The sequence below is a fragment of the Cellulomonas sp. NPDC058312 genome (assembly GCF_042880135.1).
Taxonomy (GTDB): Bacteria; Actinomycetota; Actinomycetes; order Actinomycetales; family Cellulomonadaceae; genus Cellulomonas.
In genome coordinates, this window is record NZ_JBHVZE010000002.1 from 827,377 (window position 1) to 853,203 (window position 25,827).

24 protein-coding genes and 1 tRNA gene are annotated in these 25,827 nt (G+C 76.0%); 13 read left to right on the top strand and 12 right to left on the bottom strand.

Going from position 1 to position 25,827, the window contains the following annotated elements; translation table 11 throughout:
* Positions 1-82: 82 nt before the first annotated feature.
* The 3 genes from ACFVXN_RS08325 (at position 83) to ACFVXN_RS08335 (ending at position 3,539) form a co-directional block, all read left to right on the top strand.
* Positions 83-1,783, top strand: coding sequence for a putative PEP-binding protein (locus ACFVXN_RS08325; RefSeq protein ID WP_389230133.1), 1,701 nt, complete (start codon positions 83-85; stop codon positions 1,781-1,783).
* A 34-nt stretch (positions 1,784-1,817) separates the two neighbouring features.
* On the top strand, positions 1,818-2,666 hold the full coding sequence (locus ACFVXN_RS08330; RefSeq protein WP_389230136.1) for an HAD hydrolase family protein: 849 nt from the start codon (positions 1,818-1,820) through the stop codon (positions 2,664-2,666).
* 189 nt (positions 2,667-2,855) lie between these two features.
* Positions 2,856-3,539, top strand: coding sequence for a hypothetical protein (locus ACFVXN_RS08335; protein WP_389230139.1), 684 nt, complete (start codon positions 2,856-2,858; stop codon positions 3,537-3,539).
* 97 nt (positions 3,540-3,636) lie between these two features.
* Here the strand turns inward: ACFVXN_RS08335 and ACFVXN_RS08340 are convergent, their stop codons facing one another.
* The gene (locus tag ACFVXN_RS08340; protein ID WP_389230142.1) at positions 3,637-4,917 is read right to left on the bottom strand and encodes a chloride channel protein; all 1,281 of its coding nucleotides are present in this window, start codon (positions 4,915-4,917) and stop codon (positions 3,637-3,639) included.
* Positions 4,918-4,929: 12 nt separating this feature from the next.
* The gene (locus ACFVXN_RS08345) at positions 4,930-5,307 is read right to left on the bottom strand and encodes a hypothetical protein (RefSeq protein WP_389230145.1); all 378 of its coding nucleotides are present in this window, start codon (positions 5,305-5,307) and stop codon (positions 4,930-4,932) included.
* 162 nt (positions 5,308-5,469) lie between these two features.
* Here ACFVXN_RS08345 and ACFVXN_RS08350 point away from each other — a divergent pair, with 162 nt between their 5' ends.
* Both ACFVXN_RS08350 and ACFVXN_RS08355 read left to right on the top strand, forming a co-directional pair.
* On the top strand, positions 5,470-6,081 hold the full coding sequence (locus ACFVXN_RS08350) for a hypothetical protein (RefSeq protein WP_389230148.1): 612 nt from the start codon (positions 5,470-5,472) through the stop codon (positions 6,079-6,081).
* 516 nt (positions 6,082-6,597) lie between these two features.
* Positions 6,598-7,140, top strand: a complete 543-nt coding sequence (locus ACFVXN_RS08355) for a hypothetical protein (RefSeq protein ID WP_389230151.1) — start codon at positions 6,598-6,600, stop codon at positions 7,138-7,140.
* Positions 7,141-7,163: 23 nt separating this feature from the next.
* On the opposite strand, the gene ACFVXN_RS08360 is transcribed toward ACFVXN_RS08355, so the two are convergent.
* Positions 7,164-7,240 (bottom strand) — tRNA-Val (locus ACFVXN_RS08360).
* A gap of 109 nt (positions 7,241-7,349) precedes the next feature.
* Between ACFVXN_RS08360 and ACFVXN_RS08365 the strand changes: the two genes are divergently transcribed.
* Positions 7,350-8,624 carry a hypothetical protein gene (locus ACFVXN_RS08365; protein ID WP_389230154.1) on the top strand — a complete coding sequence of 425 codons (1,275 nt, stop codon included), beginning with the start codon at positions 7,350-7,352 and terminating at the stop codon, positions 8,622-8,624.
* 13 nt (positions 8,625-8,637) lie between these two features.
* Here the strand turns inward: ACFVXN_RS08365 and ACFVXN_RS08370 are convergent, their stop codons facing one another.
* Both ACFVXN_RS08370 and ACFVXN_RS08375 read right to left on the bottom strand, forming a co-directional pair.
* Positions 8,638-9,126 (bottom strand): redoxin domain-containing protein, encoded by a 489-nt coding sequence (locus ACFVXN_RS08370; protein WP_389230157.1) that lies wholly within the window; start codon positions 9,124-9,126, stop codon positions 8,638-8,640.
* A gap of 4 nt (positions 9,127-9,130) precedes the next feature.
* On the bottom strand, positions 9,131-9,550 hold the full coding sequence (locus ACFVXN_RS08375) for a DUF3052 domain-containing protein (protein ID WP_389230160.1): 420 nt from the start codon (positions 9,548-9,550) through the stop codon (positions 9,131-9,133).
* Positions 9,551-9,911: 361 nt separating this feature from the next.
* Here ACFVXN_RS08375 and aceE point away from each other — a divergent pair, with 361 nt between their 5' ends.
* The gene (gene aceE, locus ACFVXN_RS08380; protein ID WP_389230163.1) at positions 9,912-12,656 is read left to right on the top strand and encodes a pyruvate dehydrogenase (acetyl-transferring), homodimeric type; all 2,745 of its coding nucleotides are present in this window, start codon (positions 9,912-9,914) and stop codon (positions 12,654-12,656) included.
* An 84-nt stretch (positions 12,657-12,740) separates the two neighbouring features.
* Here aceE and ACFVXN_RS08385 read toward each other — a convergent pair whose 3' ends face one another.
* The gene (locus tag ACFVXN_RS08385; protein ID WP_389230165.1) at positions 12,741-13,421 is read right to left on the bottom strand and encodes a hypothetical protein; all 681 of its coding nucleotides are present in this window, start codon (positions 13,419-13,421) and stop codon (positions 12,741-12,743) included.
* Between the two features lie 113 nt (positions 13,422-13,534).
* Here ACFVXN_RS08385 and ACFVXN_RS08390 point away from each other — a divergent pair, with 113 nt between their 5' ends.
* From ACFVXN_RS08390 to ACFVXN_RS08410, 5 genes are all read left to right on the top strand, one after another.
* Complete coding sequence (locus ACFVXN_RS08390) at positions 13,535-14,857, top strand: PucR family transcriptional regulator (protein WP_389230168.1); 1,323 nt, start codon at positions 13,535-13,537, stop codon at positions 14,855-14,857.
* Positions 14,858-14,979: 122 nt separating this feature from the next.
* Complete coding sequence (locus tag ACFVXN_RS08395) at positions 14,980-15,963, top strand: ACP S-malonyltransferase (protein WP_389230171.1); 984 nt, start codon at positions 14,980-14,982, stop codon at positions 15,961-15,963.
* Positions 15,960-16,964: a beta-ketoacyl-ACP synthase III gene (locus ACFVXN_RS08400; RefSeq protein ID WP_389230174.1), complete on the top strand. Its 1,005-nt coding sequence runs from the start codon at positions 15,960-15,962 to the stop codon at positions 16,962-16,964. The genes ACFVXN_RS08395 and ACFVXN_RS08400 overlap by 4 nt, the downstream gene beginning before the upstream one ends.
* 88 nt (positions 16,965-17,052) lie before the next feature.
* Positions 17,053-17,301, top strand: coding sequence for an acyl carrier protein (locus tag ACFVXN_RS08405; RefSeq protein WP_122148979.1), 249 nt, complete (start codon positions 17,053-17,055; stop codon positions 17,299-17,301).
* A 173-nt stretch (positions 17,302-17,474) separates the two neighbouring features.
* A complete protein-coding gene (locus ACFVXN_RS08410) occupies positions 17,475-18,713 on the top strand; it encodes a beta-ketoacyl-[acyl-carrier-protein] synthase family protein (protein WP_389230178.1) in 1,239 nt (412 codons plus the stop codon).
* A 117-nt stretch (positions 18,714-18,830) separates the two neighbouring features.
* Here the strand turns inward: ACFVXN_RS08410 and ACFVXN_RS08415 are convergent, their stop codons facing one another.
* From ACFVXN_RS08415 to ACFVXN_RS08440, 6 genes are all read right to left on the bottom strand, one after another.
* Positions 18,831-20,339: an FAD-dependent oxidoreductase gene (locus ACFVXN_RS08415; RefSeq protein ID WP_389230181.1), complete on the bottom strand. Its 1,509-nt coding sequence runs from the start codon at positions 20,337-20,339 to the stop codon at positions 18,831-18,833.
* Positions 20,336-21,223, bottom strand: a complete 888-nt coding sequence (locus ACFVXN_RS08420; RefSeq protein WP_389230184.1) for an FAD:protein FMN transferase — start codon at positions 21,221-21,223, stop codon at positions 20,336-20,338. The genes ACFVXN_RS08415 and ACFVXN_RS08420 overlap by 4 nt, the downstream gene beginning before the upstream one ends.
* Positions 21,210-21,713, bottom strand: a complete 504-nt coding sequence (locus tag ACFVXN_RS08425; protein ID WP_389230187.1) for an FMN-binding protein — start codon at positions 21,711-21,713, stop codon at positions 21,210-21,212. Before ACFVXN_RS08425 ends, ACFVXN_RS08420 begins: the two co-directional genes overlap by 14 nt.
* A 139-nt stretch (positions 21,714-21,852) precedes the next feature.
* Positions 21,853-22,350 (bottom strand): DUF3145 domain-containing protein, encoded by a 498-nt coding sequence (locus tag ACFVXN_RS08430; protein ID WP_389230190.1) that lies wholly within the window; start codon positions 22,348-22,350, stop codon positions 21,853-21,855.
* Positions 22,351-22,526: 176 nt separating this feature from the next.
* Positions 22,527-23,012: a peptide deformylase gene (gene def / locus ACFVXN_RS08435; protein WP_389230193.1), complete on the bottom strand. Its 486-nt coding sequence runs from the start codon at positions 23,010-23,012 to the stop codon at positions 22,527-22,529.
* Between the two features lie 41 nt (positions 23,013-23,053).
* Positions 23,054-24,688, bottom strand: a complete 1,635-nt coding sequence (locus ACFVXN_RS08440; protein WP_389230539.1) for a DNA-3-methyladenine glycosylase 2 family protein — start codon at positions 24,686-24,688, stop codon at positions 23,054-23,056.
* Between the two features lie 342 nt (positions 24,689-25,030).
* On the opposite strand from ACFVXN_RS08440, the gene ACFVXN_RS08445 reads away from it, so the two are divergent.
* Positions 25,031-25,819, top strand: a complete 789-nt coding sequence (locus ACFVXN_RS08445) for an ATP-binding cassette domain-containing protein (protein WP_389230197.1) — start codon at positions 25,031-25,033, stop codon at positions 25,817-25,819.
* The last annotated feature ends 8 nt before the right edge of the window (positions 25,820-25,827 follow it).

Here is a 25,827-nt window from a genome sequence, read left to right on the forward strand (position 1 = left end):
ACGCGCCGGCGCCTCAGGTCTTTTTTGTTGCCCTGGCACGGTCCGCCCACCGTCGGGCGGTCGTCGACGAAGGGAACCTGAGATGTCTCGAGGCACCACGCTGCACGGGATCGGCGTCGGACGCGGCCTGGCGGTCGCCCCGGTCGCCGTCGTCACCCCGCCGCCGGTGGTCCCCGCCGACGAGCCCGCCGCCGCGGACCCCGCCGCGGCCGAGGCCGAGGTGCGCGCGGCGCTGGCGGCGGTCGGCGACGACCTGCGCGCCCGGTCCGCCGCGAGCGGCAACCCCGACCTCGCGCAGATGCTCGCCGCCGCGGCCACGATGGCCGGCGACCCCGCGCTCGCCGCCGAGGCCGTGCGGCTGGTGCACGCGGGCACCGGGCCCGCGACCGCCGTCGACCGGGCCGTCGAGGGGTTCGCCGCGGTGTTCACCGCCGCCGGCGGGGACCTCGCCGAGCGCGCCACCGACCTGCGCAGCGTCCGGCACCGCGTCGTGGCCCGGCTGCTCGGCGTGCCCGCCCCCGGCCTCACGCTGACCGAGCGGGCCGTCGTCGTCGCGGACGACCTGTCCCCCGCCGACACCGCCGCGCTCGACCTCGACCTGGTCGCCGCGATCGTCACAGAACTCGGCGGCCCGACCAGCCACACCGCGATCGTCGCCGGCCAGCTCGGCCTGCCCTGCGTGGTCCGCGTCGCGGGCGCCGGCACGCTGACCGCCGGCACCCCGGTGCTGGTCGACGCCGCCGCGGGCACCGTCGTGCCGGACCCGTCGCCGGACGCCGTCGCGGAGGTCGACCGGCGCGCCGCGGGCGAGCGCACCATCGCCGCGCTCACGGGTCCGGGCGCCACCGCCGACGGGCACGCCGTCCCGCTGCTCGCGAACGTGGGCACCCCCGCCGACGCGCGCGCCGCCGCCGACGGGACCGAGGGCATCGGCCTGTTCCGCACCGAGGTGCTGTTCCTCGACGCGCGCACCGAGCCGTCCGTCGCCGACCAGACCACCGCCTACGCGGAGGTCGTCGCCGCCTACGCCGGCCGGAAGGTCGTCATCCGCACCCTGGACGCCGGGGCGGACAAGCCCCTGGCGTTCGCGCACCAGTCCGACGAGGAGAACCCCGCCCTCGGCGTGCGCGGCTACCGGCTCGTCCGGTCGCTGCCGGGCATCGTCGAGCGCCAGCTCGAGGCGCTCGGCGCCGCCGTCACCTCGCTGCCGCCCGGGCGTCGCGACGACGTGTGGGTGATGGCCCCGATGATCGCGACCCCCGCGGAGGCGCGCGCGTTCGCGACCGCGGCCCGGGACGCCGGCATCACCAAGGTCGGCGTCATGGTCGAGGTCCCGGCGGCGGCCCTGCGCGCGGCGGCCGTGCTCGCCGAGGTCGACTTCGTGTCGCTCGGCACCAACGACCTGGCGCAGTACACGATGGCCGCCGACCGGCTGCGCGGCGAGCTCGCCGACCTGCTCGACCCGTGGCAGCCCGCGGTGCTCGACCTGGTCCGCGCCACGGCGTCCGCCGGGGTCGCGACCGGGAAGCCGGTCGGGGTGTGCGGCGAGTCCGCGAACGACCCGCTGATGGCCCTGGTGCTGGCCGGCCTGGGGATCACCAGCCTGTCGATGGCCGCCGTGCGCGTGCCCGCGGTGCGGTACGCACTGCGCGCCCACACCCTCGAGCAGTGCCGGGCGATGGCCGCGGCGGCGCTCGACGCCCCCGACGCCGTCGCCGGACGCGCGGCCGTGCGCGCGCTCGTCGAGCCCGACGTCGCGCAGACCCTGCTGGGCGGGCGGTGAGCACGGGCGCGGGCGGACGTGACAGGCTCGTGCCGTGACGTCCGCTCCCCCGACCACCGCCCGCAAGCTCGTCTTCCTCGACGTCGACGGCACGTTCGCCGACCACGGTGTCGTCCCCGCCGGGCACGTCGCCGCCGTCCGGGCGGCCCGGGCCGCGGGGCACCGGGTGCTGCTGTGCACCGGCCGACCGACCGCGATGCTGCCCGCACGGATCCTCGAGGCAGGGTTCGACGGGGTGGTCGCCTCGGCGGGCGGGTACGTCGAGCTCGGCGGCGAGGTGCTCGTGGACACCCGGTTCCCCGATGAGCTCGCGGCGCGGACGGTCGCGGTGCTCGACGCCCACGACGCCGCGTACGTGCTGGAGGCCCCGGACGCGCTCTACGGCCGTCCGGGCGTCGACCGCCGGCTCACGGAGCTGCTCCGCGGGCACCTGCGCGCGCCGGGCACCCCGGCGGACCGGCCGCTGGACATCCTCGCGGACCTGCGGATGTCCGACGACCTCACCGGGTGCTCCTTCGCGAAGGTCACCTACTTCGCGGCGCGCTCGCCCCGCGAGGTGCTGCTCGCGGAGATCGGGGACGCGGTCGGGATCCTGCCGAGCTCGGTCGCGGCGCGCGGCGACACCGCCGGCGAGATCTACCTGCGCGACGTGCACAAGGCCCGCGGGATCGAGGCGGTCACCGCGCGCCTGGGCGTCGACCGCGCCGACGTGATCGCGTTCGGCGACGGGCTCAACGACCTGGAGATGCTCGCGCACGCGGGCGTCGGCGTGGCCATCGAGGGCGCCGACCCGCGGCTCCTGGCCGTGGCGGACCGCGTCGCCGCGGGCCCGGACCGCGAGGGCCTGGTCGCGGCGTTCGCGGACCTGGGCCTGACGGGCTGAGTGGTCACCGGCGCTGCGCACGAGGTGCGCAGCGCCGCCCGGCACCTACTCATCCTGCTGCCCACGCTACTCAGCGCGCACCGGGGCGCCCCCACGTCCCGGTGCGCCCACCCATCCTGAGGTCGTCGCCCCCACGCGACGCCCGCTCCGCCTCGCCGCGAGCGGTTCCCGACCCAGGAAGGGCACCCCGTGCTGAGCCACTCCACCGCCACTCCCTCGACCGCCCGCACGCCCGAGGACCGCCGGCGTCGCCGCAAGGCGCTGCTCGCCTGGGGGTCCCTCGCCGGCGTCGCCGCCCTGACCACGACAGCGGCGTTCACCGACGTCGCCCGACTCAACATCGGTGCCAGTGGCCTCGGCGGCGCCGACAGCGCGTACAACCTCCAGGTCGGCGCGACCGACGCGAACGGTGCGTTCATCGCCGGGCAGTGGCAGGAGGCCGACGGCCCCGAGGGTGTGCCGATCGCCCTGCTCGGGGAGCGACCGCTGGCCCCCGGCAGCGGTCAGCTCGGCGTCAACATCCCGGTGCGCAACGACTCGCCGACCTTCGGTTCCACCGTGACGCTCTCCGTCGACCAGCTGCCGGACGACGTGGCCGGCGACCGGGTGACCGATCCGCGCTACCGCTCGAGCCTGCGGTTCCAGGTGACGATGGGTGGGACGTCGGCCGGTACCACGTTCTTCGCGGACGGCCTGACGTTCGAGGAGGTGCAGGACCTCGAGCTGAACGGCCTCGCCGCCGGGGAGGAGGGGTACGTGGTCGTCGCCGTGAACCTGCTGTCGCAGGCGGAGTCCGGGGCGAGCCACACCGACGACGAGCTCAACGGCGCGGGCGCCTACCTCCAGCTCCGCCTGGACGGCGCGTCCGTCTGACCGGGCGGAGCGCCGCCGGGCGGACCTGGCGGACCGGCAGGCGGACCTGGCGCGCCGGCGGGCGGACCCGCCGCACGGGCCGGCCGCCGGCCGGCGGTCAGGTGGTGGTTGCCCGGGGCTGCCCGTCCAGGGCCCGCACCGTCAGCCACGCCGCCGTCGCCGCGACCGCCGCGGCGGGCAGCGCCTCCAACCCGGCCCGCCCGACGAGCAGCGCCGCGAGCAGCAGCGCCGACAGCGGCAGCCGGGACATCGCCGCCATGCCCGCCGCCGTGCCGATCGCGAGCGCGGCGGTCGGCGGCGTGCCGACGGGCGCGCCGGCCAGCACCGCGAGCCCCACGCCCAGCAGCACCGCCGGGAAGATCGGCCCACCCCGGAACCCGCCGCCGAGGCTGACGACGTACGCGAGCGCCTTCGCGGCGAGCAGGACGAGCACGACCGCCACCGACGGCCCCGCCAGCAGCGCGGGCACCGACGCCTGGCCGGAGAACAGCACGTCCTGCGGGTCCGCCCCGAGCACGCCGGCGACCCACGCGAGCAGTCCCACGGCCAGCCCGGACCCGATCAGCAGCGGCGCCCGCCCGACCCGGTCCCGCGCGTCGTGCAACCGGACCGCACCGCGGTGCACGGCCCCGAGCAGCACCGCGGCCCCGGCACCGACCGCCACGGCCACCAGCAGGTCCGCGGGCCGCACGGCGTCGTAGACCGGCAGGTCGGGCACGGTGATCCCTGCGGTCGGGATGCCGGCCCAGTCCCCCACCCCCGTGACCAGCAGGAACGACACCGCCGCCGCCACGAGCGCGGGCAGCAGCACCGCCGGCACCATCGCCGCGCCACCGGCCTCCAGCAGCAGCACGCCCGCGACCAGCGGACCGCCGAACACCGTCGACATCGCCCCCGCGGCGCCCGCGACCCCGAGCCCCTGGCGCGCCGGACCCGCCAGCCGGACCCGGCGCGTCACCCACGTCGCCGTGAGCGAGCCGAGCGCGATCAGCGGCGCCTCCGGACCGAGGACCGCGCCGAACGCCAGGCTCCCACCGGCCGCGAGCGCCACCCCTGCCGCGTGCGACGGGGGCGACGGCGACAGGTCCAGCCCGTGCACGGGCCCGTGCCCGCCGTCACCCGGCAGCCGGCGGGCCGCCGCGACCAGCACAGCACCGAGCACCGGCAGCCCGACGACCAGGTACCCCGGCGGCGTGTCGGACCCCAGCGCGTCGGGCAGCACGTCCCAGAGCAGGTGCTGCGCCTCGTGCACCGCGCCGAGGAACGCCAGCGCGACGAGGCCCGTCGGCAGCCCGACGAGCGCCGCGAGCAGGGTCAGGCGGGCGACGTCCCGGGTCGTCGCGGCGGTGGGGCCGGTGCCCGCTGGGCTCGTCGGCACGGTCGCCCGCCGTCAGGCGAGGGCCTTGGCCTTGAGGGCCGCGAACTCCCGGGCGTCGATCGCCCCCTGGTCCAGGAGCTCCTTGCCGCGGGCGATCTCGGACGTCGGCGAGCTGCCCGCGACGTCCCGGATGTACGCGTCCGCCTGGGCGCGCGCCTTCTGGGCGCCCGCGATCTGCCGCTCGGCCATCCCCTTGCCGCGCGCGATCACGTAGACCAGCGCCGTCAGGTACGGCAGCGCGACGAGCGCGAGGACCCACAGGGCCTTCCACCAGCCGCTGAGGTCCCGGTCACCGAAGAGGTCGCCGAGGATCCGGAACAGCAGGACCAGGTACATCACGAAGACGAACCACCAGAGCATCAACCAGAACCACTGCATGAAGCCGTCCACGGCACTGCCCCTCTCTCGGGCCGGGCGGGTGCACCGGCGAGGCTCCGACCAGCATCGGCGCCCGCGCCGAGCCCTGTCGTCATCCGGTCCGCATGAGCGGGGCCCCGCGCTCCCGGCCGCGCGCCGCCTCAGACCCCCGGTCCTGGCGCCGATCAGGAGGGCATGGAGACGACCGCGCCCCGCACCCCGAGCCCGACCGTCACGCAGCCCGCGACGGCGACGCTCCACCGGTACGCCGGTCTGCGTGCGGACGGCCCGTTGTTCCGCCCGATGGCCGTGCTCGCCGCCGAGCTGCGCGACCGGGGCGTGGTCGTGGTCGCCGAGACCGGCCTGCCGTCGGCCGCACCCCTGGCGGCCCGCTGCCGCGCGGCACTGCGGTCCGACGCCGCGAGCACCGTGCTGCACCTCGCCGCGGACGGGCCCTGGGGTGCCCGCCCCGACGTGCGCCTCGCCGCGCTGCCGACCCAGCCGGGTCCGGACGACGCCCGCGCCACCGACCGGCTGGCCCCCGGGCTGCTGGTCCTCGGTGGCGCGTGGTCCGGCGGCGTCCCCGCCGACCTGTTCGCGCCCGGGACCCTCGTCCTCGGCTCCGACGCCCCGGCGACGAAGCACGAGGTCGCGCGCGTCGTGCGGCCCGTGGTCCTCGCCGGCATCGGCCTGCCCGCCGCCGACGCGCGCGAGGCGATGGCGGCCGCGCTCGCCGCGGTGCAGCACGACGACGTGGACGGCGGGTGGGCGCTGCGGACCGTCGCGGAGGCGGGCGCGCGGGGGTGACGGCGCTGGTCGGATGAGTCTCGCTCTGGCGTCGGGGCCCCGACAGCGTCGAGAACGAGCCGCTGCATGACCACCCGAAGATCGACGTAGGGAGACCTTGCCGTGCGCGCGACTCGCTCTCTCACGGCCACTGCGGTACTCGCAGCGGTCCTCGGATCGACCGCCACCACCGCGACGGCGCACGATGGGGAGCCGGTGATCATCGACGGGACACTGGTCGACGTCCCGTGACGATCTTCTAGCCGCAGGGGTCGCAGCGGGGCGGCATCGTCGGCCGAGATGGTGCCGCCCCGCGGGTCGCACCGCCCCGGAGCGTGGGGCACCGCTCGCCCCACCCGCCGGTGCGACGGGACGCGGGACCCGCGAACGGGAACCCGATCCGACACCCGCCGCCCCTTCCCGGCGACACCCGTCCCCGGTGATGATGTCCGCGCACGTCACGGCCCCGCAGGGATCCGTCCCCCCGCTGCGGTGCGCCGCAGGCCCGTCCCGCCGCCCGTCAGGAGACCTCGCCCCATGCCGCACGTCACCACCCGGGCCGTCGCCACCGTCGCCCTGCTCAGCGCCACCGTCGTCCTCGGCGGGTGCGCCCCCGGGAGCGGCACGGAGAAGCCCGCACCACCGGCCGCGGGGTCGACGACGGTCGCGACGGCAGCGCCCACGCCGGAGGAGGCCCAGGAGCCCGCCCCCGAGCCCGCGCAGCCCCAGGGAGCGGTCGAGGCGTACCTGGCCTGGCTGGCGGCGTCGCGCGTCCCCGACGTCGACGCGGCGTGCGCGGCGCTGTCCCCCGACCTGCAGGCCCGGATGATCGCCGAGCTCAACGCCGGCGGAGCGACGCAGGTCGGCACCTGCGCGGAGATGATCGCGGCGACGGCGGCGCTCTACCAGGCCCTCGGGCAGACCGCGGAGGTCGACGTCGAGGTGCAGAGCGAGACCGCGACCGACGCCACGCTGTTCGTGACGTACGCGGACTCGGGCAGCTGCGGCACGGTCGTCATGACCCGCCCCACCACCGAGTGGATCCTCACGGAGCAGTCGCAGGAGTGCGCGGGGTCGTGACGCCGGGTGCGCGGGGGTGGTCGTGGTGGGCCCGGCCGGTCTCGAACCGACGACCTCCGCGGTGTAAGCGCGGCGCTCTGACCAACTGAGCTACAGGCCCCACGCGCCGGGCACGTCAGCCGTGCGGCGCGGTGCGTCAGCCTACCGGTGCGCGTGCGCCCGCTGGTCCGCGCTGGTCACGCGCGCGTCCCGTGCCGGAGGATCCCTGCGTGACCACCACCTCGTCCGCCACCCCGCCCGCGCCGACGCACCCCGCCCTGGTCGCCGGCCTGCGCCCCGTCGAGCGGCGCACGGCCAACCCGGCCGACCTCCGCACGCTGCCGCACGACGAGGCCGTCGCCGCCCTGCGCGCCCGCGCGACGACGTGGACCCTGCGGGAGGCCGCCGACGCCTGGGTGGCGGGCCTGTGGTCCGCGCCGTTCGGCTGGCGCGGCGCCCTGACGGGCGTCGTCCTCGGGCAGGCGGTCCCGGTGCACGACGCGGACCGGTACACGGGCTCGGCGGACACCTGCCGGGTCTGCGGGCACCGGGAGGCGCACCCGGTGGACGTCGCGGACGCGCGGTGGTCCTGGCACACCCAGGGCGCGCCGATCGACGGGGACGTCACCGGGCACGCGCTGCTGCTGGAGCACCTGGCGGGCCACCCGCGCCCGGAGCCCACCGAGTACGACGTCTGGGCCCTGCGCGCGGTGCTGACCGTGCTGCGCACCCTGCCGGACCGTACCCGGCCGTCCAAGGCCCGCGACGCGCTGAAGGCCGCGAGGCTGCTGCCCGCGTCGACGGCGTGGCCGTCCCAGTCGGTGCTGGAGGAGCTGGCGCTGGTCGGGGTCGTCGCGACCGCGGAGCGACCCGGCATGGTCGAGCGCTGGACGACCTACGCCGAGCGGGACCAGCGGCCGAGCGTGCGCGTCGAGGTGCAGGCGCCGCTGGCGTGGTGGAGCTCGGACCGCGGCCTGCGCGAGGGCGTGGTCGAGCAGGTGTTCGGGCATCTCGGGACGCAGCCCGTGGACCTCGGCGGCCCGCGGCCGACGCCGGTCCCGGCGCGGGCGGGCACGGCCACCGTGGCGATCCCGGCGCTGCTCCGGAAGGGCGCGACGCCCGGCCCGCGACTCCCCGCGCACGTCGGCGACGGCCCGGCCGAGGCGGGAGACGTCTGGGCGGTCCGGATCGACGAGGACCGGTGGGTGACCGTCTACGTGCACGGTGAGGCCATGACGGAGCCCCGCCGCTACGTGCTGGTCGAGTACCTGGCCGGCGCGCACCCGGGGCTCCCGGCGGCGGACGCGGTCGGCAACGCCGTGCAGCCGCGCCGGGACGGCCGGTCGACGTACCGCGTGCACTCGCTGGAGAAGCTGCCCCGCGCCCGGCGGATCGCGCGCGGCGTGCCGGTGCCGTCGGCCGCGGGGCCACTGCCGGACCGCTCGCCCGTGGGCGGGGCGAAGGACCTGAGGACGATGGTCGACTGGCACTTCCCGAGGCCCTGACGGCGACGCGGGCTCAGAGCGCGGCGACCGCGTCCCGGTACGCCGCGAACGGGCGCGCCTGCCCCGCCGGGTGGATCAACGACCACCGCACGGTGCCGTCGGTCCCGATCAGGAACGAGCCGCGCCGCGCGTACCCGTCCACCTCGTCGAGCACGCCGAACGCCCGCGCGGCCGCGCCGTGCGGCCAGAAGTCCGACAGGAGCCCGAAGGTGTACCCGTCCTGCGTGGCCCAGGCGCGCAGCGCGGGTGCCGGGTCGCAGGACGCCGCGAGCACGCGGACGCCGCCGAGCTCGTCCAGCCCGGCCTGCAGCGCGGTCAGCTCGGCCGTGCAGGTCCGCGAGAACGCGAACGGCACGAACACCAGCAGCGTCGGGCGCGCGGACGGACCGCCGACCGTGACCGGCGTGCCGTGCGTGTCCGGCAGTGTCACCACCGGCGCGGCGGTCCCGACCCGGGGCGGCGCGCCGCCACCCACCCCGGGCGGCGCGCCCGGGTCCGTCATGGCGTCAGCGGCCGCGGCCGCGGCTGCCGAGGCGCGTCGCCGACCAGTCGCCCGCGATCGAGAACGTGCTCGTCGCGTGCAGGCCGGCGGTCGTCGCGGCCTCCTCGATGTCGTCGTGCCCGACGTGCCCGTCGCGGCCCGGCTTCGGGGTGAGGACCCAGATCTGCCCGCCGTCGTCCAGGACCGTCATCGCGTCCATGAGCGTGTCGGCGAGGTCGCCGTCCTCGTCACGGAACCAGATGACGACACCGTCCACGACGTCGTCGTAGTCCTCGTCGACGAGCTCGGTGCCGGTGAGGGCCTCCACACCGGACCGGAGGTCCGCGTCGGTGTCGTCGTCGTACCCGAACTCCTGGACCACCTGCCCCGAGGTGAACCCGAGACGGCCCGCGCCCTGAGGTGCGTCGCCCGTGCTGGATGCCACGTCCCGACCTGTTCCTTCCGTCCGGGCCACCGCACCCTCGGCGGCGGCCTGTCGTCGATCACCGAACGGTAGCCCACAGCACCCCCGCCGCGCGTGGCAAGTGCCGCGTGGCGCGCGCCGGAGGTGCGCGGATCCCCCCTGACGTGCCCGGACGTGACCGCGGACACCCCCGGAACTGGTGATTGTCACGGACGTCACGCATCCCACGTCACGGACGGGGAGACTTTCGCCCTCCGGACGGCGGACAATGGTCCTACTACCCGCATGTGGCGAGCGCACCGGAACGTGGCGCGCCCACCCGGCGGGCCGAGACCGCACCGGGGCCGACCGGCCCCGCCGCGTGGAGAGGCGAGGAGCACTGGTGGCTTCGAAGGACGAGCGGGGACCGCTCATCAACGGTCTGCTGAGCCAGGTACCGGACGTCGACCCGGAGGAGACCTCCGAGTGGGTCGAGTCCATCGAGGGGCTCATCGACGACAAGGGCGGCCCGCGGGCCCGCTACGTGCTGCTGAGCATGCTCAAGCGCGCGCGGGAGCGGAACGTGGCCGTCCCGGCCGACCTGAACACGCCGTACGTGAACACCATCGGCGTGCACGACGAGCCGTACTTCCCCGGTGACGAGGTGCTGGAGCGTCGCTACCGGTCCTGGAACCGGTGGAACGCCGCGGTCATGGTGACCCGCGCGCAGCGCCCCGGCGTGGGCGTCGGCGGGCACATCTCGTCGTACGCGTCCGTGGCGACGCTGACCGAGGTCGGCCTCAACCACTTCTTCCGCGGCAAGGACCACCCCGGCGGCGGCGACCAGGTCTACTTCCAGGGCCACGCCTCCCCCGGCGTCTACGCCCGCGCCTACCTCGAGGGCCGCCTGACCGAGCACCAGCTCGACGGGTTCCGCCAGGAGGTCTCGCACCCGGGCGGCGGCCTGCCGTCGTACCCGCACCCGCGCCTCGCGCCCGACCTGTGGGAGTTCCCCACGGTGTCGATGGGCCTCGGCCCGGCGTCCGCGATCTACCAGGCGTGGACCAACAAGTACCTGCACCTGCGCGGCATCAAGGACACCAGCCAGCAGGACGTCTGGGCGTTCCTCGGCGACGGCGAGATGGACGAGCCCGAGTCGCGCGGCATGCTGCAGCACGCCGCCCAGCAGGGCCTCGACAACCTGACCTTCGTGGTGAACTGCAACCTGCAGCGCCTCGACGGCCCGGTCCGCGGCAACGGCAAGATCATCCAGGAGCTCGAGGCGCAGTTCCGCGGCGCCGGCTGGAACGTCATCAAGGTCGTCTGGGGCCGCGAGTGGGACACCCTGCTCAACGCCGACAAGGACCGCGCCCTGGTGCACCTGATGAACACCACGCCCGACGGCGACTTCCAGACGTACCGCGCCGAGAACGGCGCGTTCATCCGGGAGAACTTCTTCGGTCGCGACCCGCGCACCAAGCAGCTCGTCGAGAAGATGACCGACGACGAGATCTGGGCGCTCAAGCGCGGCGGCCACGACTACCGCAAGATCTTCGCGGCGTACAAGGCGGCCCGGGAGCACACCGGCCAGCCGACCGTCATCCTCGCGCACACCATCAAGGGCTACGGCCTGGGCTCCGGCTTCGCCGGGCGCAACGCCACGCACCAGATGAAGAAGCTCAAGAGCGCCGAGCTCAAGACGCTGCGCGACTCGCTGCACATCCCGATCACGGACGAGCAGATCGACGAGAACCCGTACCTGCCGCCGTACTACCACCCCGGCCAGGACGACCCGGCGATCCAGTACCTGCAGGAGCGTCGTCGTGCGCTCGGCGGCTACGTGCCCGAGCGCCGGACCGTGCACACCCCGGTCACCCTGCCGGAGGACAAGGTCTACGACCTGCTGAAGAAGGGCTCCGGCACGCAGGAGGTCGCCACCACGATGGCGCTCGTGCGGCTGTTCAAGGACCTCGTCAAGGACAAGGAGATCGGCAAGCGCCTCGTCCCGATCATCCCCGACGAGGCCCGCACGTTCGGCCTGGACTCGATCTTCCCGAGCGCGAAGATCTTCAACACCAACGGCCAGAACTACCTCGCCGTCGACCGCGACCTCATGCTCTCCTACAAGGAGTCCGAGGCCGGCCAGATCATGCACACCGGCATCAACGAGGCCGGGTCGGCCGCCGCGTTCCAGGCGGTCGGCACGTCCTACGCCACGCACGGCGAGCCGCTGATCCCGTTCTACTTCTACTACTCGATGTTCGGGTTCCAGCGGACGGCCGACCAGTTCTGGGCGGCCGGCGACCAGATGACCCGCGGGTTCCTGATCGGCGCCACCGCGGGCCGCACCACGCTGACCGGCGAGGGCCTGCAGCACGCCGACGGCCACTCCCCGCTCATCGCCGGGACCATGCCGCACGTCGTGCACTACGACCCGGCCTACGGGTACGAGATCCGGCACATCGTCAAGGACGGCCTGACCCGGATGTACGGCGACGACGGGCGCGACCCCGACGTCATCTACTACCTCACCGTCTACAACGAGCCGATCGTCCAGCCGGCCGAGCCGGAGGACGTGGACGTCGAGGGCATCCTCAAGGGCATCTACTCGCTCAAGCCCGCCGGTGAGGGCGAGGGCCCGCAGGCCCAGATCCTCGCGTCCGGCGTGGCGGTGCCGTGGGCGCTCGAGGCCCAGCAGCTGCTGGCCGACGACTGGGGCGTCCGCGCGGGCGTCTGGTCGGTCACGAGCTGGAACGAGCTCCGTCGCGACGCGCTCGCGGCCGAGGAGCACGCGTTCCTGCACCCGGGCGAGGAGGAGCGGGTCCCGTACATCACGGCGAAGCTCCAGGGCGCCGAGGGCCCGTTCGTCGCGACGACGGACTACGACCACCTCGTCACCGACCAGGTGCGCCAGTGGATCCCCGGCACGTACGCGACGCTCGGTGCCGACGGGTTCGGGTTCTCCGACACCCGCGCCGCCGCGCGCCGGCACTTCAAGATCGACGGCCCGTCGACCGTGGTCCGCGTCCTGCAGCAGCTCGCCCGCGAGGGCAAGATCGCGAAGGACGCCCCCGCGCAGGCCATCGAGCGGTACCGGCTGCACGACGTGACCGCCGGCACCTCCGGCAACGCGGGCGGCGACAGCTGACCGGCTGAGGCCGCACGACGAACGGGCCCCGCACCTCCTCGAGAGGTGCGGGGCCCGTTCGTCGTGCCGGCGTCGGTGCGGGCGTCAGGCGCCGGCGGTGCGCTCCGCCTGCTCGACCAGCCGGGCGAGCTCGCGGCGCATCTGCGCGATGGCGTCCTGCTTCGGGTACAGCTCCAGGCTCGCGAGGTGCTGCTTGGCGTCCATCGGGCGGCCGGCGTCGACCGCGGCGAGCACGAGCTCGCGCCCGACCTCGGGGTCGTGGTCGCGGGGGTGCCAGTGGCCGGTGCCGAGCCCGAGGGCCTCCACCGGCAGCCCGGCCTCGCGCAGCAGCCGCAGGCCGGCGACGAGCGCCTGGCCGGACGGGTCGCGCTCGGCGGCGGTGGTGAGGCGGCGGACGGTGCCCTCGAGGTCGTCGCGCACGGACAGCCGCGCGACCTCGACCAGCGGGTACCAGGCCCGCGGGTTGCCGGCGAGCTCCTCGCCCAGCGACCAGACGGCCAGGTCGGCGGCACGCTGCCGCTCGGCGTCGTCCGCGTCCGCGGTGAGCGGGTCGTCGTCGGAGCCGGTCGCCGCGTGGCGGCGGACCAGCTCGGCGAGCGCCGCGAAGGCACGCTCGTCGTTGGGGTCGTCGCCGAGGCGGGACCGGAGGGCGTCCTCCTGGGGGACGTCGCCGTGCCGCGTCGCGGCGGACGGTCGGCGGGCGCCGACCTTCGACGACGGCACAGGTCTGCCCAGGAGGCGGCGCAGTCGGGGCAGCAGAGCCATGACGGCGACACTATCCGCTGCGCCCGTTCCGCACTGCTCGAACGGGTGCAGCGGCGCGATCCACGGTGCGGGACCTTTGTCGGTTCCCCACAACGTCGCTCTATGCTCGCCCCATGCCGCAGACCCGTGCCGCCCTCGACGCCGCCGCGCCGGACCCCGAGGGCACCGCACCCGCCGCCCCGCAGCAGGCGCCGGCCGCGCCGCAGGAGGCGCCCGCCGCCCCGCACGAGGCCCTGTCCCCCGCGCGCACCCGCACCCGCGCCGGGCGGATCGCCACCGCCCCGGACGCGAGCAACGGCGAGACGCTGCGCCGTGTCCGCGAGGGCAGCGGGGTGCTCGCGGCGGCCGCGATGCGGCGGCTCGACGAGGACCTCGACTGGTACCGCGCCCTGCCGGCGGACGACCGGTCCTGGGTCGGGCTCGTCGCGCAGGCGGGCATCACCGCCTTCGTCACGTGGTTCGCGGACCCGTCGAAGCCGCCGCACGGCGTCGGGGAGATCTTCGCGACGGCGCCCCCCGAGCTGACCCGGTCGATCTCGCTCCAGCACACCCTGCAGCTGGTCCGCGTCGTGGTGGACGTCGTCGAGGCGCACAGCGACCGGCTGGCGGCGCCCGGCGGCGAGCGCGACCTGCTGGAGGCGGTGCTGCGGTACTCCCGCGAGGTCGCGTTCTCGGCGGCAGAGGTGTACGCCCGCGCCGCCGAGGTCCGCGGCGCGTGGGACGCCCGGCTGGAGGCGCTGGTCGTGGACGCGCTGCTGCGCGGCGACGTGGACGACTCGCTGCGCTCCCGGGTCGCCGCGCTGGGGTGGAGCGGCCGGGGCAGCACCCTGGTCGTCGTGGGCACGACGGCCTCGCCGCTGGACGACGTCCGCACCTCGGACCTGCGCCGCGCGACCCGGCGCGCCGCGGACGACGCCCTGGTGGGCATCCAGGGCGACCGGCTCGTGGTGTTCCTCGGCGGCACCGGCGACCTCCGGGCGGCCGCGGCGACGCTGCTGCCCCGGTTCGGGCCCGGGCCGGTCGTCCTCGGCCCCACGGGGCAGGACCTCGCGGAGGCCGCGCAGTCGGCGAAGGCCGCGCTCGCCGGGCTGGTGGCGGTGTCCGCCTGGCCGCAGGCGCCCCGACCGGTGCTGGCCGACGACCTGCTGCCCGAGCGGGTGCTGGTCGGCGACACCAGCGCCCGCGCGGTGCTGGTCGCCCAGGCGTACGTGCCGCTGCTGGCCAGCACGGGCAGCCTCCTCGAGACCCTGACCGCCTACCTGGCGGCGGGCCGGAGCCTCGAGGCGGCCGCGCGCACGCTCTACGTGCACCCGAACACCGTGCGGTACCGCCTGCGCCGGGTCGCGGAGGTCACCGGCTGGGACCCGCTCGACCCCCGCGAGGCGTACGTGCTGCAGCAGGCCCTGGCGGTCGGCCGCCTCGACCACCCCGCCTGAGCGCGCCGCCCGACCCCGCCGCCGTACCGGCCCGGGGGTTGTGGGAGCCCGACAAGACCGGACCGTCACGTTGGTGCGCGTCGTGGGCGGGCACCACGGGACGAATCGGGCAGAGTGAGCGGGTGCTCGCGATCGTCTGCCCCGGACAGGGCGCCCAGTCCCCCGGCATGCTCAGCCCCTGGCTCGAGCTGCCCGGCACCGCCGACCGCCTGGCGGCCTTCTCGGAGGCCGCGGGCACCGACCTGGCGGCGCACGGGACGACCTCCGACGCGGAGACCATCCGCGACACGGCGGTGGCGCAGCCGCTGATCGTCTCGACCTCGCTCCTCGCGCTGCGTGCGCTGGAGGACGAGGGCGGCGCCGTGCACGCGGACGCCACGGCCGGCCACTCCGTCGGCGAGCTCGCCGCCGCCGCGGTCGCCGGTGTCCTCGAGGACGCCTCCGCGGTCCGGCTGGTCGGGTACCGCGCCCGGTTCATGGCCGAGGCCGCCGCCGCGGAGCAGACCGGCATGGCCGCGGTCCTGGGCGGCGACCCGGACGAGGTCGCCGCGGCGCTCGAGGCCGCCGGCCTGTGGCCCGCCAACGTCAACGGCGGCGGCCAGACCGTCGCCGCCGGGTCGATGGCGGCGCTGGCCCGGTTCGCCGAGAACCCGCCCGCCCGCGCCCGCGTGGTGCCGCTGCAGGTGGCCGGCGCGTTCCACACCCCCTACATGCAGCCCGCCCTCGAGGCGTTCGGCGCGGTCGCGACCGGCTGGGAGGCCGCCGCCCCGCGCACGGTCCTGCTGTCGAACGCCGACGGCGCGGCCTACGGCGACGACGCCACCGGCGCGGACGTCGTGGCCCGGCTCGTCGCCCAGATCGCCGCGCCCGTCCGCTGGGACCTGTGCCAGGCGACCCTCGCGGACCTCGGCGTCACCGGCGTCCTGGAGCTCGCCCCCGGTGGTGTGCTCAAGGGCCTCGCCCGGCGTAGCCTGCCCGGGGTGGAGACGGTCGCGATCACCTCGCCGGCCGACCTGCCCGCCGCCCGGGACCTGGTCGCGCGCCACGCCGCGACCCCGTCCGGCGCTGCGACCTCGACCGCCGACTCCCAGGAGACCGCGAAGTGACCCGCCCCACCCTGACCCAGGCCACCGGCCCCGCCCACACGCGGATCCTCGGCCTGGGCGCCGCCCGCGGTGAGAACGTCGTCCCGAACGACGACATCGTCGGCCCCATCGACTCCTCCGACGAGTGGATCCGCCAGCGCACCGGCATCGCGACGCGCGTCCGCGCGGGCGCCGGCACCGATGTGCTGGACCTCGCCGAGATCGCCGGCCGCCAGGCCATCGCGAACGCCGGGCTCCAGGGCACGGACATCGACGCGGTGATCCTCGCGACCGTCACGTACTTCCACCAGACGCCGTCGGGCGCCGCCGTCCTGGCCGACCGCCTGGGCGCGACCCCCGCCGCCGCGTTCGACGTCTCGGCCGCGTGCGCGGGGTACTGCTACGGCATCGCCCAGGCCGACGCCCTGGTCCGGGCCGGCTCCGCGCGGAACGTGCTCGTCATCGGCGCGGAGAAGATGAGCGACTTCATCGACCCCACCGACCGGAGCATCTCGTTCCTGCTCGGCGACGGCGCGGGCGCCGTGGTGATCGGCCCGTCCGACACCCCCGGCATCGGCCCGACCGTCTGGGGCTCGGACGGCAGCCAGTCCGAGGCGATCCGCCAGACGCACTCCTGGATCGACGTCCGCGACAACGGCGCCGGCTGGCCGACGCTGCGCCAGGAGGGCCCGAGCGTCTTCAAGTGGGCCGTCTGGCAGATGGCCCCGGTCGCGCAGAAGGCCCTGGACGCCGCGGGCGTGACCGCCGACCAGATCGACGCGTTCATCCCGCACCAGGCGAACATGCGGATCATCGACCAGATGATCAAGACCCTCAAGCTCCCCGAGACGGTGGCGGTCGCCCGCGACATCGCCGACACGGGCAACACCTCGGCGGCGTCGATCCCGCTCGCCACCGAGCGCCTGCTCCGCGAGGGCCAGGTGTCCAGCGGCGCGCTGGCGCTGCAGATCGGCTTCGGCGCGGGCCTCGTCTACGCCGCCCAGGTGGTCGTGCTGCCCTGACCCGGGCCGCGACCGCAGTACGGTTCATCGACCGCAGAACGTCGCCGCACCTCACGGTGCGGTGCACCACACAACCAAGGAGACACCGATGGCGCACAGCGAGCAGGAGATCCTGGCCGGCCTGGCCGAGATCGTCAGCGAGGAGACCGGCCTGCCGACCGACTCGGTCCTGCCCGAGAAGTCGTTCACGGACGACCTCGACATCGACTCGCTGTCGATGATGACGATCGTCACGCTGGCCGAGGAGAAGTTCGAGGTCCGCATCCCGGACGACGAGGTCAAGAACCTCGCGACCGTCGGCGACGCGGTCTCGTTCATCAACAACGCCCAGGCCTGAGCCGCACGACCAGGGGTCCGCGCCGCACGCCGGCCCAGCGCCGGCGCCCGGGAGCCTGACGGCTCCCCGCGGCGCGGACCCCTGGTCACGCCCGGGACCGCGTGACCCACCCGGGTCGCCCGGTCCGCACCCGCACCGCCCCGCACGCCCGACACACCCCGGAGGAGCACCAGATGAGCACGCGAGTCGTCGTCACCGGACTCGGCGCCACGACCCCCCTCGGCGGGGACGTGCCCACCACCTGGCAGGCCGCCCTGGCCGGCACCTCGGGCGCGCGCACCCTCGACAACGACTGGGCGGAGACGTACGGCCTGCCGGTCGACTTCGCGGCCACCCTCGCGGTCCGCCCGGAGGAGGTCCTCCCCCGGCCCGAGATGAAGAAGATGGACCCCTCGGCGCAGTACGCGATGATCGCGTCCCGCGAGGCCTGGGCCGACGCGGGCTCCCCCGAGGTCGACAAGGACCGCCTCGGCGTCGTGGTGTCCTCCGGCATCGGCGGCATCTGGACCACGCTCGACGCGTGGGACACGCTGCGCGAGAAGGGCGCCCGCCGCGTCCTGCCGATGACCGTCCCCATGCTCATGCCGAACTCGCCGTCCGCCTACGTCGAGCTGGAGTTCGGCGCCCGCGCCGGGGCGCACGCCCTGGTGTCCGCGTGCGCGTCCGGCGCCGAGGCGATCGGCTACGCCGTCGACATGATCCGCTCCGGCCGCGCCGACATCGTGATCGCCGGCGGCACCGAGGCCACGATCCACCCGATGCCGATGGCAGCGTTCGCCGCGTCCCGCACGCTGTCGACCCGCACCGACGACCCGGCCCGCGCCTCCCGCCCCTACGACACGGGCCGCGACGGGTTCGTGATCGGCGAGGGCTCCGGCATCGTCGTCCTGGAGTCCGAGGCGCACGCCGCCGCCCGCGGCGCCCGCGTCTACGCCGAGATCGCCGGCGTCGGGCTGTCGTCGGACGGCTACCACATCACGTCTCCCGAGCCCTCGGGCCGCGGGCAGATCGCCGCGATGCGGATGGCCATGAAGGACGCCGGCATCACGACCTCCGACGTCCGGCACGTCAACGCGCACGCCACCTCGACCGTCGTCGGCGACCTCATCGAGGCCCGCGGCGTCCGCGAGACGCTCGGCTCCGACGCCGACGCCGTGGTGCTGTCCGCCACCAAGTCGATGACCGGGCACCTGCTCGGCGGCGCCGGCGCGCTCGAGACGGTGTTCTCGGTGCTCGCGGTCCGCGACCGGCAGGCGCCCCCGACGATCAACGTCGAGGACCCCGACCCGGAACTCGTCCTCGACCTGGTCCGCGACACCCCGCGCGCCCTGCCCGACGGCGACCTCGCGGTCATCAACAACTCGTTCGGCTTCGGCGGGCACAACGTGGCCCTGGTCGTCACGAACGCCTGACGGCCCGTCCCCGGCGCCCGCGCCGGCCGCCGACATCGCACGAACGGGCCGAGGTCGCCACCTGGAGGTGGCGACCTCGGCCCGTTCCGGCGACCTCGTGCGCAGGCGGCTGCGCGGTCAGTACCCGCTGAACGCGTCCGTCCGCACCCGCCGCGCCCCGGCCGACCGCAGCAGCGCCCGGGTGCCGTCCACCATCGCGGGCGGCCCGGAGACGTACGCGTCCCGCTCGGCGAGGTCCGGGACCGACTCCGCGAGGACCTCCGCGGTCAGCCGCCGCTCCCCGAGGTGGATCCACCCGGCGGGCAGGCCGCTGCCGGCGGCGTCGGGCGAGAGCACCAGCACCCGGGCCCCTGCCGCGGCGGCGGGGCCGGCGTACGCGAGGTCCGCGTGGTCGGCCACGGAGTAGACGAGCACGACGTCCCGCTGCTCCCCCGCCGCGGCCAGCGCGGCGAGCTGGCTCGCGAACGGCGTCACCCCGATGCCGCCGGCGACCAGCAGCAGCGGTCGGGCGGGGTCGGCCGGGAGCACGAAGTCGCCGCCGAGGCCCGTGGCGCGCACGCGGGTGCCGACCGGGAGCGAGGCGAGCGCGCGCTTGAACGTGCTGGCCCGCTCGGGGACCGTCAGCGCCACGGTGATCTCGTCCGCCGCGGGGGCCGACGACACGCTGAACACGCGCCGGGTGCCGCGGGCGTCGGGGCGCGGGTGCGGCACGGTGAGCTCGACCCACTGGCCGGGCAGGAACCGGACGGGCCGGTCCGCGCGGAACGCGAGCTCCAGCGTGCGCGGGGTGAGCCGCGTCTGCCGGGTGAGCGTGAGCCGGACGGCCCCGCGCTGGCCGAACCCGAACGCCAGCAGGTTGCCGACGACGAGCGCCGCCTCGGGCGTGCTGTGCAGCGGGTCGAGGTCGTACGGCACCGCGAGGACCGCCGCGACGACGACGGCCTCCAGCAGCTGCTGCCACCGGCGCGGCGGCAGGGTCAGCGGCTCGGTGAGCATCACGCCGGCCAGGAACAGGATCGGGTACGACACGAGCGCGGTGCTCGCGGCGTCGACCACGGACGTCTCGCCGCTGACCAGCCGCACCGTCACGAACGCCACCGACGCGAGCACGAACACGCCCACGAGCGCGAACCGCCGGGTCCGGAGGACGATCACGGCGGTCAGCAGCAGCACCGGGACCAGCAGCCACCGGTCCGCCACCCACCAGGTCGTCGAGTCGAGGCCGGTCAGCCCGATCACGAGCGCACCGGCGGCCGCGGGGTTGAGCACGTGCCGGCCGCGCCACGCGAGCAGGTACTTGGACAGGTTCGCGACCAGGGCGGCGAGCGCGAGCGCGCCGAGGAAGCGGACCTGGAGCGTGGGCCAGAACAGGAACAGCAGGATCAGGCCGGTGATGACCGCCGACTCGGTGTGCGGGCGGGTGCGGAGCACCAGCGCGACCAGCCACGCGCTCGCGACCGACGACGCCACCGCGACCGCGGCGCTGACCACGATGGCGAGGGGGTCGAGGAACAGGGCCCCGGTCGCCGCGAGCACCACGGCGACGACCGCGAGGGCGGACAGCCCCAGCGTCAGCAGGCGGTACATCGTCACGCGGCCCAGCCGCTCGTCGAGCACACCGATCATCGGGCGAACACCTCTCCGTCCAGGTCCAGCGACCAGCGGGCACCGCCGTCGGCCCGCAGCACCACGTACCGGACGCCGAACCGCGCGGCCACGAGGTCGGGCTCGGCGAAGAACAGCGCCGTCGCGGCCAGGTCGGCGACCAGCGCGGACGGTCCGACCGCCCAGGTGGCGAGCACGTCCGACGTCGGGGCACCGGTGCGGGCGTCGACGACGTGGTGCACGCCGGGCGCCCAGGCCCGGCGGTTCGTCGCCGAGCCGCACAGCGCGCCCTCGGTGAGCCGCAGCACGCCGACGGCCCGGGTGGGGTCGCGGGGGTCCTCGAGCGCGACGGCGAGCGGCTCGGGCACGGCGGCCCGCAGGTCGCCCCCGGCGTCCACCACGTGCTCGGTGAGGCCGTGCGCGACGAGCACCCCGGCGACCAGGTCCACCAGGTAGCCCTTGCCCCCGGCCCCGACGTCCAGCAGCGCGGGCTCGTCGAGGGTCAGCGTCCCGGCGTCGCGCCGGGCGGCGGTCCGCCAGCCCGGCGCGGCCCGGGTCAGCAGCGCCCCGTCGGCGTCGCGGCGCGGGCGCAGCGTGTACGCCGCGTCGTAGCCGAGCTGCTCCAGGGCGTGCCCGACGAGCGGGTCGACGGCCCCGTCGGTGCAGGCCGCCGCGACGTCGTACGCGTCGAGCAGCGGTCCGGCGTCGGCCGGCAGCGGGTACGTGCCGGCGCCGGCGCGGGCGACCTCGGACACCCAGGAGTCGGCGCGGAACCGCGACCAGTCCTGGTCGAAGCGGGCGACGCGCTCGTGCACCGCGGCGAGCACCTCGACCGGCAGCGGGTCGGGGGTGTCGATGGTCCAGCGGGTGCCGATCGCGTCGAACCCGGTGCTACGCCTGCGCATCGGCGCGGATCTGGTCGAGCGCGGCGTTGAACCCGTCACCCGTCAGCGAGGAGCCCGACACCTTGTCCACGGCGAGGTCGGCGAGCGGGCTGCCCACCACCTCGTCGGCGATGCCGGAGGCGAACTCGTCCTGGAACCGCGCCGCGTTGCCGCCGCTCGCCTCCGGGGTGACGGTGACCGCGGTGACGGTGTCGTCGGCGACGGTGAGCTCGACGGAGATGGACTCCTGGCCGCCCGGGGTGTCGTAGGAGCCCTCGGCGGTGTAGGTCCCGTCGGCGAAGCTGCCGGCGGCCGTGCCCGTGTCGGCGGTCCCGGCGTCCGCGGTCCCGGAGTCCGTGCTTCCGGCGTCGGCGCTGTCGGGCTGGGTGGTGCCGGACGACGCGCCGTCGTCCTCGGTGGCGGCGTCGGCGGTGCCGCACGCGGCGACGGCCACCAGGACGGACAGGCCGGACAGCAGGCCGAGCGTGCGGCGGCGGATCGAGTGCGTCATGGTCGTGCCCTCCCTCGGCAGCCCCGGCGGCGGCTGCGCACCGGGCTGGTTGAATGCGATCGCATCCCTGACGAGGCACGACGCTAGGGAGGGTTCCTGCGAATCCCCTGGGAGCGGCCGAGGAGTCCCGCGTGAGCGGTCAGCCGACCCGGTGCAACCACCGCACCGGGGCGCCCGCGCCGGCGTACCGGAACGGCTCCAGCTCGTCGTCCCACGCCTGCCCGAGCGCGAGCGCGAGCTCCTCGCGCACGGACCCGGTCTCCGCCGCCTCGAGGGCCGCGCGGATCCGGTCCTCGGGGACGACGACGTTGCCGTGCACGTCCGTCTGGGCGTGGAAGATCCCGAGCTCCGGCGTGTGGCTCCAGCGCGCGCCGTCGCTGCCGTGGCTCGCGTCCTCGGTCACCTCGTAGCGCAGGTGGGTCCAGCCACGCAGCGCCGACGCCAGGCGCGCGCCCGTGCCCTGGGCGCCCTGCCAGGAGAACTCGGCCCGGAGCATGCCCGGGGCAGCCGGTTGCTCGGTCCACTCCATGGACACGCGTGCACCCAGCACGTTGCCCGCCGCCCACTCCAGGTGCGGGCAGAGCGCGCGCGGCGCAGAGTGCACGAAAAGGACCCCGCGGGTGATCGCACCTGCCATGTCATCCCTCCTGACGGCTCGAGGTTCGTCTTCCCCAACGACCTCGTCCCGCTCACGGAGCGACGCACGGTCTCGCGGCGTGCTGGGGACAGCATGCCCGATGGGGGCCGGTGCGCACCAGCGCTCCGACCCCCCTCAGCGGAAACTGCCCGATCTGACCGGTTTCGACAGCCAGGTCAGAGGGTCTCGCGGATCGCCCGCATCGCCTTCTTGCGCACGGACCGGTCGAGCCGGTCGATGTACAGGTGCCCGTCCAGGTGGTCGACCTCGTGCTGGAGGCACCGGGCCATCAGCTCGACGCCCTCGACGACGACCTCCTTGCCGTCCAGGTCGTGGCCGACGACCCGTGCGTACCAGGCGCGCCGCGTCGGGAACCACAGGTCCGGCACCGACAGGCAGCCCTCGTCGCCGTCCTGGAAGTCCTCGGACAGCTCGACGATCGTCGGGTTCAGCACGTAGCCGAGCTCGTCGTCGATGTTCCAGGAGAACGCCCGCAGGCCGACCCCGATCTGGTTCGCGGCCAGCCCCGCACGCCCGTCGTGGTCGACCGTCTCGAGCAGGTCCTCGACCAGGCCACGGACCCGGGCGTCGATGGTGGTCACCGGCTCGCACGGGGTGCGCAGCACCGGGTCTCCCACCACGCGGATCTCTCTCATCGCCATGCCGGCGATTCTCCCACGACCCGGGAGGGTTCCGCCGGACCTCAGCCGGCGGCGGCCTGCCACAGGTGCATCGCCGCGTAGGACCGCCACGGCGCCCACCCGGCGGCACGGGCCGCGAGCTCCCGGTGCGCGGCGGGCCGGGCCAGGTCGGCGGGCAGCGCACCCGTGGCGACCGCCCCGGCGACGAGCGCCACGTCGCCGGTCAGCCACGCGTCGGGGTCGCCGAGCACCCGCATCGCGACGTACGCGGCCGTCCACGGCCCGATCCCCGGCAGCGCGACCAGGCGCTCGCGCAGCTCCACCGGGCCGGACCCGACGTGCACGGCCAGCGAGCCGTCCGCCAGGGCGCCGGCCGCCGCCCGCACCGCGGCCACCTGCCGCCCCGGCAGCCGCAGCGGCCGCGCCGGGTCGGGCGCCGCACCGGGCACCGGCGCCGGGACGTGCCGGACCACCTGCTCCGGGGTCGGGAACAGCCGGTCGAGGCCCGGGACCGTCGACACCGAGGGCGCGCCGGCGACCGCGACGAGCCGCGCCAGGTGGCCGCGGGCGGCGGCGACGGAGATCTGCTGGCCGACGATCGCCCGGACGACGAGCTCGGCGGGGTCCACGGCGCCGGGCACCCGGACGCCGGGCGTCGCCGCCACCAGGGGGGCGAGCGCCGGGTCGGCGGCGAGCGCGGCGTCCACCGCGAGCGGGTCGGCGTCGAGGTCGAGCAACCGCCGCACCCGGGCGACCGCGGTCCCGACGTCGGAGAGCGACGTCAGCTCGAGCAGCAGCCCGAGCCGCCACCCGCCGTCCCGCTGCCGCGTCGCGACGACCTCGACCGCGCCAGGGCCGTGCGGGAGCGCGAGCGTCCGGGCGTACCGCAGCCGGTCCGGGTCGTCGAGCGCGGCCACCTCGACGCCGGAGACGGCGCGCACCGCGAGGAACGCGAGGACGCCCGGGGCGTCGAACGGCTGCCGGACCGGCAGGGCGAGCTCCAGCCGGACGGGGGGGACCGAGCCGGCCGGCTCGGCGGGGGCGGCGGGGGCGGCGGGTCCGGCGGCGACGGCGGGTCCGGCGGGAACGGGGACGGCGGTACCGGGCACGGCGGCGCGGGTGCGAGGCCCGGGGCGGTCGCGGTGGCGGGCGCGCGCCCGCAGCTCGGACGGCCGGGTCGCGAACACCTCGCGGACCGTGTCGTTGAACTGGCGGACCGACCCGAACCCGGCCGCGAACGCCACGTCCGCCAGCGGCAGGTCCGTGCCGACCAGCAGCGAGCGCGCGGTCTGCGCCCGCCGGGCCCGGGCGAGGGCGACCGGCCCGGCGCCGAGCTCGGCGACCAGCATCCGGTGCACGTGCCGGGTGCTGTACCCGAGCCGCGCGCCGAGGGCGTCGACGCCCTCGCGGTCGAGCACGCCGTCCGCGATCAGCCGCATGGCGCGACCGACCGCGTCCCGGCGCAGGTCCCACTCGGGCGTGCCCGGTGTCGCCTCCGGCAGGCACCGCTTGCACGCCCGGTAGCCGGCCTCGTGCGCGGCGGCGGAGGTCCGGTAGAACGTCACGTGCTCGCGCCGGGGCGTCCGGGCCGGGCAGGATGGCCGGCAGTAGATGCCCGTCGAGGACACGGCGGTGACGAACTGCCCGTCGAACCGGGTGTCGCGCGCGTCGATGGCGCGGTAGCGCTCGTCGAACAGCGGGTCGCCCGGCGCGGTTCGCGCGTGGTCGCCCGGCGCGGTTCGCGCGTGGTCGCCCGGCGCGGTTCGCGCGTGGTCGAGCGGCGCGGTGCGCGCGTGGTCGGGCGGTGCGGTGCGCGTCGGGTCGGGCAGGGTCACGGTCTCATCCTCGCGCCTGGGGTCGTCGTCACGACACCCATCCCACCGCGGCGCACGCGCTCGTTCTGGCGGTGATCGGACACGGCCGTGCGTCGCCGTGCGCGCCCGGGTGTGACGTGCGAGACGCCGGCCGCGCATGACAGCCCGCACGAGTCGTCCTATCTTTGTACTGACCAGTCAGTGCGAAGAACCAGTGAGGCGCAGGTGTCACCCACGCAGCCCACGCCCGGCCAGACGGACGAGCAGGCCGAGCAGACCGACCCCACCGCGGAGCCGACCCCCACCCCGCCGCCCCCGCCCGCCGTGCACGCGCGCGGCCTGCGGCTCACCGGGTCGCGCGGCCCGGTCTACGGCCCGGTCGACCTCGACCTGCCCGCCGGTGCGCTCACCGTCGTCCAGGGACCGCAGGGGGCCGGCCGGTCCAGCCTGCTGCTCACCCTCGCCGGCCGGATGGTCCCCGACCGCGGCAGCGCCCTCACCGCCCTCGGCGAGCCGCTCCCCCGCCGCCGGGGCGCCGTGCAGCGCCGGGCCGCCGTCGCCGGGTTCAGCGGCGTCGACGACCTCGACGAGGCCGTCACCGTCGGCGACGTCACCCGCGAGCGGCTGGCCTGGCTGGCCCCCTGGTACCGCCGCACCGGCCGGGTCCGGCAGGACGCGTTCGCCGAGCTCGCCGCGCCCGTGTTCGGCGAACGGCCGCTCCCCCGGGTCGACACCGTGATCTGGGACCTCGACGAGGTCGACGTGATGCTGCTCCGCGTCACGCTCGCGCTCGCCCAGCAGCCCGACCTGCTCGTCGTCGACGACCTCGACCAGGTGCACGACTCCCGCCGCCGGCAGACGGTCTGGACCCGGCTCGAGGCGGTCGCCGCCACCGGCACCACCGTGATCGCCTCGGTCGCCTCGCTCGACGAGGTCGCCCGGATGGACTGGTGGGCGACCCCCGAGCACGTGGTCCTCGCCACCGGGCCGCACGCCGTGCCCGCCGCCGGCTGAGCGTCGAC

What these genes read in the sequence shown, in the direction of transcription:
- ACFVXN_RS08325 (WP_389230133.1), top strand. Translation starts at nt 83, where the DNA reads ATGTCTCGAGGCACCACGCTGCACGGGATCGGCGTCGGACGCGGCCTG.
- ACFVXN_RS08350 (WP_389230148.1), top strand. Translation starts at nt 5,470, where the DNA reads ATGGAGACGACCGCGCCCCGCACCCCGAGCCCGACCGTCACGCAGCCC.
- ACFVXN_RS08355 (WP_389230151.1), top strand. Translation starts at nt 6,598, where the DNA reads ATGCCGCACGTCACCACCCGGGCCGTCGCCACCGTCGCCCTGCTCAGC.
- ACFVXN_RS08370 (WP_389230157.1), bottom strand. Translation starts at nt 9,126, where the DNA reads ATGACGGACCCGGGCGCGCCGCCCGGGGTGGGTGGCGGCGCGCCGCCC.
- ACFVXN_RS08385 (WP_389230165.1), bottom strand. Translation starts at nt 13,421, where the DNA reads ATGGCTCTGCTGCCCCGACTGCGCCGCCTCCTGGGCAGACCTGTGCCG.
- ACFVXN_RS08390 (WP_389230168.1), top strand. Translation starts at nt 13,535, where the DNA reads ATGCCGCAGACCCGTGCCGCCCTCGACGCCGCCGCGCCGGACCCCGAG.
- ACFVXN_RS08405 (WP_122148979.1), top strand. Translation starts at nt 17,053, where the DNA reads ATGGCGCACAGCGAGCAGGAGATCCTGGCCGGCCTGGCCGAGATCGTC.
- ACFVXN_RS08410 (WP_389230178.1), top strand. Translation starts at nt 17,475, where the DNA reads ATGAGCACGCGAGTCGTCGTCACCGGACTCGGCGCCACGACCCCCCTC.
- ACFVXN_RS08415 (WP_389230181.1), bottom strand. Translation starts at nt 20,339, where the DNA reads ATGATCGGTGTGCTCGACGAGCGGCTGGGCCGCGTGACGATGTACCGC.
- ACFVXN_RS08420 (WP_389230184.1), bottom strand. Translation starts at nt 21,223, where the DNA reads ATGCGCAGGCGTAGCACCGGGTTCGACGCGATCGGCACCCGCTGGACC.
- ACFVXN_RS08425 (WP_389230187.1), bottom strand. Translation starts at nt 21,713, where the DNA reads ATGACGCACTCGATCCGCCGCCGCACGCTCGGCCTGCTGTCCGGCCTG.
- ACFVXN_RS08430 (WP_389230190.1), bottom strand. Translation starts at nt 22,350, where the DNA reads ATGGCAGGTGCGATCACCCGCGGGGTCCTTTTCGTGCACTCTGCGCCG.
- def (WP_389230193.1), bottom strand. Translation starts at nt 23,012, where the DNA reads ATGGCGATGAGAGAGATCCGCGTGGTGGGAGACCCGGTGCTGCGCACC.